Source organism: Streptomyces anatolicus (genome assembly GCF_019400875.1).
GTDB lineage: Bacteria > Actinomycetota > Actinomycetes > Streptomycetales > Streptomycetaceae > Streptomyces > Streptomyces anatolicus.
In genome coordinates this window covers 1-12769 of record NZ_WMBF01000172.1, presented here as the reverse complement: position 1 = coordinate 12769, position 12769 = coordinate 1, and the positions used below count along the sequence as shown (strand labels likewise).

Below are 12769 nucleotides of genomic sequence, written 5' to 3'. Positions count from 1 at the left end.
GCCCCGCAGCGCGGCCCGCTCCCCCGCCCGCCGCCACTGGGGCGCCCTTGCGCGGCGCGGGGGTTGGGGCCACCGTGGTCGCGGGCCGGCGCCGACCGGTGTCGCCCGGACCGTGCCGGCGATCGGAGTCGATGTGGCCTCCTTCCAACTCCCCCGCACCCTGCTCGGCGAAGGCCCGCACAAGGTGATCGCGGTCCATGGCTGGTTCGCCGACCGCTCGGCGTACGACCCCGTGCTCGCCGATCTCGACACCGACGCGTTCCAGTACGCGGTGGTGGACCTGCGGGGCTACGGCGAGGCGAAGGACGCGGTCGGCTCGTACACGACGGGTGAGGGCGCGGCCGACGTCCTCGACCTCGCCGACCAGCTCGGCTGGGAGCGGTTCTCGCTGGTCGGCCACTCGATGGGCGGCAGCGTCGCCCAACGGGTCCTGGCCTTGGCCCCGCGCCGGGTGCGCCGCCTGGTCGGCGTGTCGCCCGTGCCGGCCACAGGGCTACGACTCTCTTCCGAACAGAAGGAGTTGTTCACCTCCGCCGCGCACTCCCCGGCGGCCCGGCGCGCGATCATCGACTTCACCACGGGTGGCGTACGCCCCGGCGCCTGGCTGGACCGCATGGTGACCCGCTCCCTCACGGTCAGCGACGCCAAGGCGTTCCGGGCCTGGCTGGACTCCTGGGCGGGCGAGGACTTCCACGCCGAGGTCACGGGCTCACCGGTACCGGCGCTGGCCATCACGGGCGCGCTGGACCCGGCTCTCTCGGCGGACCTGATGCGGGGCACATGGCTGAGGGCGTACCCCCAGGGCGAACTGACGGAACTGCCGGGCGCAGGCCACTACGCGATGGACGAAACCCCCCTCGAACTGATCCGCACGCTGGAGGACTTCTTGCGAGCGGATGGCGGGCCCCTGGGCCATGCCAGCACGGGCGACACGGACAGGCCAGCAAGAAGTACGGGCGACGAGAGCGCCCCGCCAGGCAATACGGGCGACGACAGCGCCCCGCCAGGGAACACGGGCGACAAGAGCGCCCCATCAGGGGCGCGGGGAACTGCGCGAGGACGGACCACGACCGGCACTCAGCCACAGCCACCAGCCCCAACGGACACAGCCCCCGCAGGCATGGGCGGCACGAACAAGGCACCAAGAAGCACAGGCGACGACAGCGCCCCGTCAGGGGCGCGGGGAACTGCGCGAGGACGGACCACGACCGGCAGTCAGCCACGGCCACCAAGCCCAACGGACACGGCCCCCGCAGACACCGACCCCGAAGCCCCCGGCGCATGACCGCACCCCGCCCTGGAACAAGCGTCCCCGACGTATTCGACCCGCGCCTCTACGCGACCGGCACACCCCACGACCACTACCGCACCCTGCGCGACCACCACCCCGTAGCCTGGCAGCAGGAACACGCCGTGCTGGGCTGGCCCCCGGGGCCGGGGTTCTGGGCCGTCACCCGGCACGCCGACGTCGTCCGCGTCCTCAAGGACCCCGTCACCTTCTCCTCCCATCTGGGCGCCACCCAGATCCGCGACCCCGCCCCCGCCGACCTGCCGTTCATCCGCCGCATGATGCTCAATCAGGACCCGCCCGCCCACGGCCGACTGCGCAGACTGGTGAGCCGCGCCTTCACACCAAGGCGGGTGGAACGCTTCGAGGCGGCAGCACGCGACCGCGCCCGCACCCTCCTCGCCGAGGCCCTGGCGCAGGCCCACGCGGGCGACGGCACGTTCGATGTCGTCACCGCCGTCACCGACGACTACGCCCTCCTCAACCTCGCCGACCTCCTTGGCGTCCCCCCGGACGACCGCGGCCTCCTGCTCCACTGGACGCGCCGCGTCATCGGCTACCAGGACCCCGACGAGGCCGCACCGACCGCGCACGGCCCCGACGGCGCGCCCCTCGACCCCCGCTCACCCGCGATGCTGCGCGACATGTTCGACTACGCGCGGACACTGGCCGCGCACAAGCGCGCCCACCCCGCCGACGACATCCTGACGACCCTCGCCACCGACGCCGAACTCGACTCCCCCGAGCTGGAGATGTTCTTCTTCCTGCTCACGGTCGCGGGCAACGACACCGTGCGGAGCGCCGCACCCGGCGGGCTGCTCGCGCTCGCCGAGAGCCCCGGCGAGTACGAGCGGCTGCGCGGCGGGGCGGTCGCGACCGGCACCGCCGTGGAAGAACTGCTGCGCAGGCACCCGCCGGTGCTCAGTTTCCGGCGCACCGCGGCCCGCGACACCGACCTCGCTGGGACGCCGATCACGGCCGGTGACAAGGTCGTCGTCTTCCACGCCTCCGCCCACCACGACGAGCGCGTCTTCACCGACCCGCACCGCCTCGACCTGTCCCGCTCGCCCAACCCCCATGTGGCGTTCGGCGAGGGCCCGCACGTCTGTCTGGGCGCGCACTTCGCCCGCCTCCAACTGCGCGTCTTCTACGAGGAGGTGGCCCGCGCCCTGCCCCGGCTGCGGCTCGCGGCGCCTCCGCACCGGCTGGTGTCGCACTTCATCAACGGCCTGAAGTCGCTGCGGTTCGAGGTCTCCGCGTAGGGTGCAAGATCCATTCGCGTGCAGCAGGTGCAGCACCTGCGTAGGTGAGTACGTACGCCCACGCGGAACAGCCGACCCCGAAGACGGACCCGAAAGCGGAGAACGACCATGCACGCGGCAGCCGACGCCGAGGACGAGTTCCACGACGAGATCTTCCCGTTCGTCCCCGCGCCGGAGGACGGCAGCCGGTGGCAGGCGCCCGCCGACCTCGAAGAGCACCTGTACGAACTCCGCGAGGCCGACGACGCGTACACCTATCTGCGGGCCGTCGCCGTCGCGGGCCTGTACCGGCCGGTGGCGCTGCACGAGAAGGAGCCCGGCGCGGACGCGAGCCCGCTGCTCACCGTCGATCTGCCGGACGGCCGCAAGGCGGCGCAGGTGTACACCGCGGGGCTGCTGCCGCGCCCGCACCCCGCCGTCGTCTACGAGTTCGTGACGCTCGGCGCGCTCGCCGATGGCTGCCCCGACGACGTGGACATCCTGGTGGTCAACGCGGCGACCCCGTGCGAGCAGTACTACCTGACCACCGACGAGGAGCGGCAGGTCTGGGCCGACCTGCACGAGCGCCACCACCGCGACGGCACCCTCGGCGACCGCATCGAGACCCGTCGCACGGGAGCGCCCGAGCCGGGCCCGCTGCTGCACGGCCTCGCCTGCGGCGCGCACCTGTGCTTCGCCAACGGCGACCCGTGGAACACGCTCGACTGGCACGGCGCGGGCCACCACAACGAGGTGGACCGCCTCGCCGAGTCCTGGGGCGTGCGCGGCCGCGAGCAGTGGCTGGCCACCCAGGAGCGGCTGCTCACCCGCGAAGTCAGCCCCTGGTACTGGGACTTCGTCCTCGGCGCCCGGCTCGCGGTGCTTGCCGAGGTCGGGCCGCGGCTCGACCCGGAGCGGTGGCGGGAGTGCGTCGAGGTGACGCTGCGCAACCGCGTCGTGGAGACGGGCGGCCCCGACACCCCGCACCGGCCGGGTGACGACCCCGAACTGGACGACTTCGTCGCCGCCATGCGCGATCTGGTCGGGAAGGTCCTGCGGTACGAGGCCCGGTTCCGCGCGGACGAGCTGCTGCCGCCCGACGGCTTCGTCCGCACGGTCGCCGCCTGGGACATCGGCCGCGCCTCCAAGATGGCCCGCTGGGGGCGCGGCGCCCGGTACGCGACCGAGGCGGAGCTGCGCGCGGCCATCGAGCGGACCTCGCACGCCGCGCGGTCCGCGTACGGCTCGTGGGAGGAGTTCTCGGCGGGGTACATCCTGGGCCGCTGTCTCCACTTCGACGAGGAGTCGTTCGGTTCCTGGTACACGGACGTACTGCACGCGCACCGCGCGCTGACGTCGGACCCGGACAGTCCCTGGCTGACGGTGCCGTTCCAGCCTGCCTGAGCCACCCGCTCCCCCGTTCCGCCCGCATCCCCGACATCATCCCTGCCTTCATCACGATCAGGTCTCACTCGCCCCACCGGGCCCGTCACCCCCTTGCCACACCCCCGTGTAATCGATTCCAATCCTCCGTGTAATCGATTCCACAAGGAGGTGGACCGACGATGGCTCCCAGCTCGGGCTCCGTGAGCATCAAGGATGTCGCCGCCGAGGCAGGCGTCTCCGTCGCCACCGTCTCGCGCGTGGTGAACAGCCACCCCTCGGTCAGCGCCGCGTCCCGCGCCCGCGTGCTCGCCGCCGTCGAGGCGCTCGGCTACCGGCCCAACGCCGTCGCCCGCTCCCTGCGCACCGACCAGACCCGCACCCTCGGCCTGGTCATCAGCGACGTACTCAATCCGTACTTCACTGAGCTCGCCCGCTCCGTCGAGGAGGCGGCGCGCGCGCTCGGCTACAGCGTGATCATCGGCAACGCCGACGAGCGGCCCGAGCTGCAGGACCACCACGTGCGGACCCTGCTCGACCGGCGGATCGACGGGCTGCTCGTCTCCCCCACCGACGGCGGCTCCCCGCTGATGCTCGACGCCGTGCGCGCCGGTACCCCCATGGTCTTCGTGGACCGGTGGATCCCCGGCGTGGACGTCCCCGTCGTCCGCTCCGACGGGCGGCGGGCCGTGCGCGACCTCGTCGCCCATCTGCACGGCCTCGGCCACCGCAGGCTCGCGATCATCGCGGGCCCGGCCGCCACCACGACCGGCAGCGAGCGCGTCGAGGCGTTCCGCGACGCGCTGCGCGAGCACGGCATCGCCCTGCCCGCCGCCTATATCGGCCAGGGCGACTTCCAGGCCGACAGCGGCCGCCGCGCCACCGAGCGCTTCCTCGCCCTGCCGGAGCCGCCCGAGGTCGTCTTCGCCGCCGACAACCTGATGGCGCTCGGCGCCCTCGACGCGATCCGCGCGCACGGCCTGCGCGTCCCGCACGACATCGGGCTCGCGGCCTTCGACGACATCCCGTGGTTCGTGCACACCGATCCGCCGGTCACCGCGATCGCCCAGCCGACCGGCGACCTGGGCCGGGCCGCCGTACGCGCCCTGATCGACCGGATCGAGGGCAGGAGCCCGCGGTCCGTGACCCTGCCCGCCCGCCTCGTCGTCCGCCGCTCGTGCGGCGAGGGCGCCGGCGAGGAGACCTCCGTACGAAGGAGCAACCCGTGAGCGACCAGGCCGAGTTGCTGCGCATCGAAGGCATCCGCAAGACGTTCCCCGGGGTCGTCGCGCTCGACTCCGTCGACTTCGATCTGCGGCGCGGAGAGGTGCACGTCCTGCTCGGCGAGAACGGCGCGGGCAAGAGCACCCTGATCAAAATGCTCTCCGGGGCCTACCGCCCCAACAGCGGCCGCATCGTCGTGGACGGCAAGGAAGTACGCATCCACGGCGCGCAGGACGCCGAACGGCTCGGCATCGCCACCATCTACCAGGAGTTCAACCTCGTCCCGGACCTCACCGTCGCCGAGAACATCTTCCTGGGGCGCCAGCCGCGCCGCTTCGGACTCGTCGACCGCAAGAAGATGGAGGCGGACGCCGAGGAGCTGCTGCAGCGGGTCGGCGTGCGGGTGTCGCCGCGCGCCAAGGTGCGTGAACTGGGCATCGCCCGGCTCCAGATGGTCGAGATCGCCAAGGCGCTGAGCCTGGACGCGCGCGTGCTCATCATGGACGAGCCGACCGCCGTGCTCACCTCCGAGGAGGTCGACAAGCTCTTCGCCATCGTGCGCACCCTGCGCGAGGACGGCGTGGGCATCGTCTTCATCACCCATCACCTCGAGGAGATCGCCGCGCTCGGCGACCGCGTCACCGTCCTTCGGGACGGCCGCAGCGTGCGCCAGGTGCCCGCCTCCACCCCGGAGGATGAACTCGTGCGCCTCATGGTGGGCCGCAGCATCGAGCAGCAGTATCCGCGCCAACGCCCCGACACCGGGCCGCCGTTGCTCTCGGTCCAGGGGCTCACCCGCGACGGCGTCTTCCACGACGTGAGCTTCGAGGTGCGGGCCGGTGAGGTCGTCGGCCTCGCGGGGCTCGTCGGCGCGGGGCGCACCGAGGTGGCGCGTGCGGTCTTCGGCGCCGACCCGTACGACGCGGGCAGCGTCGGCGTGCGCGGCGAGCGGCTGCCCCGGCATGACGTGAACGCCGCGATGGGCGCGGGCATCGGCCTCGTACCGGAGGACCGCAAGGGCCAGGGCCTGCTCCTCGACGCGTCGGTGCGGGAGAACCTCGGCCTGGTGACGCTGCGGTCGGCGACCCGCGCCGGGCTCGTGGACCTCAAGGGCCAGGAGCGGGACGCCGCCCGGATCGCCGAACAGCTGAAGGTGCGCATGGCCGGGCTCGGCCAGCACGTGCGCACGCTCTCCGGCGGCAACCAGCAGAAGGTCGTCATCGGCAAGTGGCTGCTCGCGGACGTCAAGGTGCTGATCCTCGACGAGCCGACGCGCGGCATCGACGTGGGCGCGAAGGTCGAGATCTACCAGCTGATCAACGAGCTGACCGCGTCCGGGCACGCGGTCCTGATGATCTCCAGCGACCTGCCCGAGGTGCTCGGCATGAGCGACCGGGTCCTGGTCATGGCGCAGGGCCGGATCGCCGGTGAGCTGACCGCCGACGAGGCGACCCAGGACGCGGTGATGGCGCTCGCCGTGAGCACGGCGGTCCCGGCCGACGGGGCGCATGGGATGAGCGAGACGAACGTACGCAACGAAGAAGAAGCGGAGGGCTCCCGTGGCCACTGAAACCGTGAAGCGTGACGCGGGCGGCGCGGGCGGTGCGGCCACGCTCCGCCGCGTCCTGCTCGACAACGGCGCGCTGAGCGCCCTGATCGTCCTGGTCGTGGCGATGTCGCTGCTCTCCGGCGACTTCCTGACCACGCAGAACCTGCTGAACGTCGGTGTGCAGGCGGCCGTGACCGCGATCCTCGCGTTCGGTGTCACGTTCGTGATCGTCTCGGCGGGCATCGACCTGTCGGTCGGCTCGGTCGCCGCGCTCTCGGCCACCGTCCTTGCCTGGACGGCGACTTCGGAGGGGCTGCCGGTCTGGCTCGCGGTCGTCCTCGCGGTCGCCACGGGCATGGCGTGCGGGTTCGTCAACGGCCTGCTCGTGTCGTACGGGAAGCTCCCGCCGTTCATCGCGACGCTCGCGATGCTCTCGGTGGCCCGCGGCCTCTCCCTGGTGATCTCGCAGGGCAGCCCGATCGCGTTCCCCGACTCGGTCTCGCACCTCGGTGACACGGTGGGCGGCTGGCTGCCGGTCCCGGTGATCGTGATGGTCGTGATGGGCCTGGTGACGGCCGTCGTGCTCGGACGCACCTTCATCGGCCGCTCCATGTACGCGATCGGCGGGAACGAGGAAGCGGCCCGCCTCTCGGGCCTGCGCGTCAAGCGCCAGAAGCTCGTCATCTACGCGCTCTCCGGCCTCTTCGCCGCCGTCGCGGGCATCGTGCTCGCCTCCCGTCTCGTCTCCGCGCAGCCGCAGGCCGCTCAGGGGTACGAGCTCGACGCGATCGCCGCAGTCGTCATCGGCGGCGCGAGCCTGGCGGGCGGCGTCGGCAAGGCGTCCGGCACGCTCATCGGGGCGCTGATCCTGGCGGTGCTGCGCAACGGCCTCAACCTCCTCTCCGTGTCGGCGTTCTGGCAGCAGGTCGTGATCGGCGTCGTCATCGCGCTGGCGGTCCTCCTGGACACGTTGCGCAGGCGGGCCGGGGCGACTCCGGGCGCCTCGTCGGGTACGGCCGGGGGCATACGGGGCAAGGGGCCGCAGGCGGCGAAGTACGCGGTGGCCGCCGTGGTCGTGGCGGCCGTCGTCGGCGCGGTCTCCTTCTTCAACTCGGGCTCCTCGGGCACGTCGACGAAGGTCGGCATGTCACTGTCCACGCTCAACAACCCCTTCTTCGTGCAGATGAAGGAGGGCGCCCAGGCGGCGGCCGAGAAGGCGGGCGTCGAGCTGACCGTCACCGACGCGCAGAACGACGCCTCCCAGCAGACCAACCAGTTGCAGAACTTCACCGGCGAGGGCGTGAAGTCGATCATCGTCAACCCGGTGGACTCCGACGCGGCCGGCCCGGCCGTGCGCGGCGCCAACAAGCAGGACATCCCCGTGGTCGCCGCCGACCGCGGTGTGAACAAGGCGGAGACGGCCACGCTTGTCGCCTCCGACAACGTGGCGGGCGGCAGGCTCGCGGCCAGGACCCTCGCCGAGAAGCTGGGCGGCAAGGGCAAGGTCGTCGTCCTCCAGGGCACGCCGGGCACCTCCGCGAGCCGTGAGCGCGGGCAGGGCTTCGCCGAGGGCATCAAGGCGTACCCCGGCATCGAGGTCGTCGCCAGGCAGCCCGCGGACTTCGACCGCACCAAGGGCCTGGACGTGATGACGAACCTCCTCCAGTCGAACAAGGGCGTGGGCGGCGTCTTCGCCGAGAACGACGAGATGGCGCTCGGCGCGGTCAAGGCACTCGGCAACAAGGCGGGCGCGTCCGTCCCGGTGGTCGGCTTCGACGGCACCCCCGACGGCCTCAAGGCGGTCGAGGCGGGCACGCTGTACGCGTCGGTGGCGCAGCAGCCCAAGGAGCTTGGCAGGATCGCCGTGGAGAACGCGGTGCGGGCGGCGCAGGGCAAGAAGGTCCGGGGGATGGTGAAGGTCCCGGTGAAGGTCGTCACGTCGAAGAACGTGAAGAATTTCTCCTGACCGCCCTCACCTCGACACCGTACGAAAGCAGGAAGCAGCACATGAACGACGACAACACCGGCAGCACGGGCGACGCGGAACTCGAACTGCTGGTCGTGGGCTCCGCCAACGCCGATCTGGTGGTCGGTGTGGAGCGCCGCCCCGCGCCCGGCGAGACCGTGCTCGGCTCGGACCTGGCCGTCCATCCGGGCGGCAAGGGCGGCAACCAGGCGGTGGCCGCCGCCCGGCTCGGCGCGCGCACGGCGCTGCTCGCCCGGGTGGGCGACGACGCGCACGGCACGCTGCTGCTCGACGCGCAGCGGGCGGCCGGGGTGGACACCTCCGGCGTTCTGGTGGGCGGCGCGCCCACCGGTGTCGCGCTGATCACCGTGGACCCGTCGGGCGACAACAGCATCGTGGTCTCGCCGGGCGCCAACGCCCGTCTGACTCCGGCGGACATCCGCGCGGCGGGCGGCCTCCTGGCGGCGGCGCCCGTGGTCTCCAGCCAGCTGGAGATCCCCCTGGCGACGGTCGCCGAGGTCGTCCGCACGCTGCGGCCCGGCGCCCGCTTCGTCCTGAACCCCTCGCCGCCCGTCCCGCTGCCCGCCGAAGTCCTCGCCGCCTGCGACCCGTTGGTGGTCAACGAGCACGAGGCGCGGGTGATCCTGGGCGAGGACGCGGGCGACAGTCCGGAGGAGTGGGCGCGGGGGCTGCTCGCGCTCGGGCCCCGGTCGGTCGTGATCACGCTGGGCTCGGCGGGCGCGCTCACCGCGGACGGCTCCGGCGTCGTACGGGTCCCGAGCCCGAAGGTCGACGCGGTGGACACGACGGGCGCGGGCGACGCCTTCACCGCCGCGCTCGGCTGGCGGCTCGGCCTCGGCGAGGACCTCGCGACGGCGGCCGGTTACGCGGTGCGGGTGGGCGCGGCGGCGGTCACCCGCAAGGGTGCGCAGGACTCGTACCCGACGGCGGCGGAGCTGGCGGAGGTTGCGGGCGACGCGCCGGAAGCCTCGTCCTCGTGAAGAAGTCCGGCATACTCAACCGCCATCTCGCGGGCGCGCTCGCCGAGTTGGGCCACGGCCACACGGTCCTGGTCTGCGACGCGGGCATGCCGGTCCCGGCGGGCCCGCGCGTGGTGGACCTGGCGTTCCGCGCCGGGGTGCCCGCCTTCGCGGAGGTACTGGACGGGCTGCTCGCCGAGCTGGTGGTGGAGGGCGGGACGGCCGCGTACGAGGTCCGGGAGGCGAACCCGGAGGCGGCTCGGTTGCTGCGGGAGAGCCTTCCGGCGCTGGATCTCGTCCCGCACGAGGAGCTGAAGCGCCTCTCGGCGGGGGCCCGGCTCGTGGTCCGCACCGGGGAGTCGCGGCCGTACGCGAATGTGCTGCTGCGCTGCGGAGTCTTCTTCTGATTCGCACTGCCTGCCCTTCCGGCCCGCACCCCGTGTTTCTCCGGTCCGTACCCCAATCTTGCGCTTCTTGTCCGTATTGCGAACACAGCTGACCGTATTCTGACCGGATTCCGCCCTTGACGGAGAGTCGAACCACCTTCAACATCAGGCAACGCACAGCTCCAAAGGCGCCCCGCGGCACCCGCGTCGCGGGGCGTTTCGCACGTTCCGTCCCCCTCGCTGTTCGGAATACGGAGCCCCACATGAAGCTCGTCAGACGTGCGGCCGTCGGTGCCGCCACCCTGGCCATCGGCGGCCTGCTCGCCACCGCCACCCCTTCGACCGCCGCCCCGTCCGCCACTCTCGCCGCGCCCGACCTCCCGCTCGCCAACGTCAAGGCGCACCTGACCCAGTTCCAGTCCATAGCCTCGGCCAACGGCGGCAACCGCGCCCACGGTCGCCCCGGCTACAAGGCCTCCATCGACTATGTGAAGGGCAAGCTGGACGCGGCCGGATTCACCACCAGCGTCCAGCAGTTCACCTCCGGCGGCGCCACCGGCTACAACCTGGTCGCGGACTGGCCGGGCGGCGACCCGAACAAGGTCCTCATGGCGGGCGCGCACCTCGACAGCGTCTCCTCGGGACCCGGCATCAACGACAACGCCTCGGGCTCGGCCGGCGTCCTGGAGACGGCCCTCGCGGTCTCCCGCGCGCAGCTCAAGCCCACCAAGCACCTGCGGTTCGCGTGGTGGGGCGCCGAGGAGCTCGGCATGGTCGGCTCCCGCTACTACGTGAACAACCTCCCCGCCACGGAGCGTGCAAAGGTCAGCGGCTATCTGAACTTCGACATGATCGGCTCGCCGAACGCCGGCTACTTCGTCTACGACGACGACCCGACCATCGAGAAGACCTTCAAGGACTACTACGCGGGCCTGAACGTCCCGACCGAGATCGAGACCGAGGGCGACGGCCGCTCCGACCACGCCCCGTTCAAGAACGTCGGCATCCCCGTCGGCGGTCTGTTCAGCGGGGCCGAGCGCGCCAAGACCAGCGCCCAGGCGCAGAAGTGGGGCGGCACGGCGGGCCAGGCCTTCGACCGCTGCTACCACTCGTCGTGCGACACGACGTCGAACATCAACGACACGGCGCTCGACCGCAACAGCGACGCCATCGCCCACGCGGTCTGGCAGCTCGGCACGGACACCCCGGTCCCGCCCGGTGACAGCTACGAGAACACCACCGACGTCACCATCCCGGACAACGGCGCCGCGGTGACCTCCACCGTCAACGTCACCGGCCGTACCGGCAACGCCCCCGCCGCCCTCAAGGTGGACGTCGACATCCGCCACACCTGGCGCGGTGACGTGGTCGTCGACCTCCTCGCCCCCGACGGCACCGCGTACCGCCTGAAGAACTCCAGCAGCAGCGACTCGGCGGACAACGTCATCGCGACCTACACGGTCGACGCGTCCAGCGAGACCGCGAACGGCGCCTGGAAGCTCCGCGTCCAGGACGTGGCGGCCCAGGACACCGGCTACATCAACAGCTGGAAGCTGACGTTCTGATCCACAGCCGGAAGCCGGCGTACTAGACAGGCGTTCCAGCCAGGCGTTCCGGACACACCGCCGCCGTACCGCCCGCGCACTTCGGGCGGTACGGCGCGCGGCGGCCTGGTGGCGGAGCGGGATCGGATGTAATTTCGACTGTTCACACGCTTCACACACCGCTGTGCCAACGGGGGTTGGGTTCGCGATGACGCAAAGCACAGCCGCGCCCGGACGCTATGAGGTACGCCTGCTGCTGTGGCTCCTGGAGCGGTGCGGCGGGCGCGCCCACGTGCCGGTCCCGACCGGCGATTTCGGGCGGCACCAGAACAAACCGGCGCTCGGCGTCACCGCGGTCGTCGAGGCCCTCCAGGAGCGGGGCCTGGTCCGCGCCCATGAGGACGGGGAACGGCCGCCGCCCGACGCCGAACTCACCGAAGCGGGACTCGAACACGCCCTGCGCCTCGACGCGGAACTGCACGACGTGGGAGCGCTCCACCGCTACACCGAGAACGCCCTGCTCGACTGGGCGCGGGAGCAGGAGCGCGCCGGGCATCGGCCGCGCCTGAAGGAGTTCTTCGTCGCCGAGCAGGTCTTCTTCCACGGCAGCCCGCTCAGCCAGGGCGACGTCGAGGGCAGCGCGCGCTTCCTGTGCCGGACGGGCCTGCTCGCGCTCAGCGGTGACACCGTCGCGGCCCAGGTGACGCTGACCCCCGAGGGGCGCCGGTGTGTGGCGGAAGGTGGCGGCGTCTCGACGTATCTGGCCCGGGAACCGGCCCTCGCCGGCATCCACATCGGTACCGTCGAGGGCGACTTCAACGTCACGTACGGCAGCGTCATGAACGTCGTCGAGTCGATCCGCGACCAGGCACCCTCCCTCGACCTGGGCCCCGAGCGGCTCGCCCAGCTCATCAGGGACAGCGAGGAGCTGCGCCGCACGGGCGCCCTGCCGCAGCAGGACGGCAGGCTGCGCGCCCTCGCCCGGCGGATCAGGGAACAGCTGGCGGCGGCGCCCGACTCGGCGGCGGCGCAGGGGCTGTTGCAGACCATCGGTCCCATCCTGACGAGACTGCTCAGCTGATGAACGCGGAGCGGGGAGGACGAGCGTGAGCGAACTCTACGGCCGGGACGTCCTCCTCGACGACCTGGTGCCGCGCCTGGTGGGGCTCGACGCCGAGGAGCCGAAGCTGCGGAGGCAGGCCCACCCC

General features: G+C 72.1%; 9 protein-coding genes and 1 pseudogene. All 10 read left to right on the top strand.

Features of this window, described 5'->3' with window-relative positions:
- Nucleotides 1-133: 133 nt before the first annotated feature.
- Nucleotides 134-901, top strand: a pseudogene (locus GKQ77_RS33420) (alpha/beta fold hydrolase); the annotation flags it as partial.
- Nucleotides 902-1281: 380 nt separating this feature from the next.
- Entirely contained in the window at nucleotides 1282-2550 is a 1269-nt protein-coding gene (locus GKQ77_RS17195) for a cytochrome P450 (RefSeq protein ID WP_219689661.1), read from the top strand.
- A 108-nt stretch (nucleotides 2551-2658) separates the two neighbouring features.
- Nucleotides 2659-3933, top strand: coding sequence for a DUF1266 domain-containing protein (locus GKQ77_RS17190; protein ID WP_219689660.1), 1275 nt, complete (start codon nucleotides 2659-2661; stop codon nucleotides 3931-3933).
- Nucleotides 3934-4094: 161 nt separating this feature from the next.
- The gene (locus GKQ77_RS17185) at nucleotides 4095-5141 is read left to right on the top strand and encodes a LacI family DNA-binding transcriptional regulator (RefSeq protein WP_219689659.1); all 1047 of its coding nucleotides are present in this window, start codon (nucleotides 4095-4097) and stop codon (nucleotides 5139-5141) included.
- Entirely contained in the window at nucleotides 5138-6706 is a 1569-nt protein-coding gene (locus tag GKQ77_RS17180) for a sugar ABC transporter ATP-binding protein (protein ID WP_219689658.1), read from the top strand. The genes GKQ77_RS17185 and GKQ77_RS17180 overlap by 4 nt, the downstream gene beginning before the upstream one ends.
- Nucleotides 6696-8651, top strand: a complete 1956-nt coding sequence (locus tag GKQ77_RS17175; protein ID WP_219689657.1) for an ABC transporter permease/substrate-binding protein — start codon at nucleotides 6696-6698, stop codon at nucleotides 8649-8651. Before GKQ77_RS17180 ends, GKQ77_RS17175 begins: the two co-directional genes overlap by 11 nt.
- A 41-nt stretch (nucleotides 8652-8692) precedes the next feature.
- Nucleotides 8693-9652: a ribokinase gene (locus tag GKQ77_RS17170; RefSeq protein WP_219689656.1), complete on the top strand. Its 960-nt coding sequence runs from the start codon at nucleotides 8693-8695 to the stop codon at nucleotides 9650-9652.
- Nucleotides 9649-10038 carry a D-ribose pyranase gene (gene rbsD, locus GKQ77_RS17165; protein WP_219689655.1) on the top strand — a complete coding sequence of 130 codons (390 nt, stop codon included), beginning with the start codon at nucleotides 9649-9651 and terminating at the stop codon, nucleotides 10036-10038. Before GKQ77_RS17170 ends, rbsD begins: the two co-directional genes overlap by 4 nt.
- Before the next feature lie 242 nt (nucleotides 10039-10280).
- Nucleotides 10281-11582 (top strand): M28 family metallopeptidase, encoded by a 1302-nt coding sequence (locus tag GKQ77_RS17160; protein WP_219689654.1) that lies wholly within the window; start codon nucleotides 10281-10283, stop codon nucleotides 11580-11582.
- Nucleotides 11583-11769: 187 nt separating this feature from the next.
- Nucleotides 11770-12642, top strand: coding sequence for a hypothetical protein (locus GKQ77_RS17155; RefSeq protein ID WP_219689653.1), 873 nt, complete (start codon nucleotides 11770-11772; stop codon nucleotides 12640-12642).
- The last annotated feature ends 127 nt before the right edge of the window (nucleotides 12643-12769 follow it).

Bases quoted from the DNA above. Each gene is read 5' to 3' on its own strand.
- GKQ77_RS17160 (WP_219689654.1), top strand. From the start codon at position 10,281: ATGAAGCTCGTCAGACGTGCGGCCGTCGGTGCCGCCACCCTGGCCATC.
- GKQ77_RS17190 (WP_219689660.1), top strand. From the start codon at position 2,659: ATGCACGCGGCAGCCGACGCCGAGGACGAGTTCCACGACGAGATCTTC.
- GKQ77_RS17185 (WP_219689659.1), top strand. From the start codon at position 4,095: ATGGCTCCCAGCTCGGGCTCCGTGAGCATCAAGGATGTCGCCGCCGAG.
- GKQ77_RS17170 (WP_219689656.1), top strand. From the start codon at position 8,693: ATGAACGACGACAACACCGGCAGCACGGGCGACGCGGAACTCGAACTG.
- GKQ77_RS17155 (WP_219689653.1), top strand. From the start codon at position 11,770: ATGACGCAAAGCACAGCCGCGCCCGGACGCTATGAGGTACGCCTGCTG.
- GKQ77_RS17195 (WP_219689661.1), top strand. From the start codon at position 1,282: ATGACCGCACCCCGCCCTGGAACAAGCGTCCCCGACGTATTCGACCCG.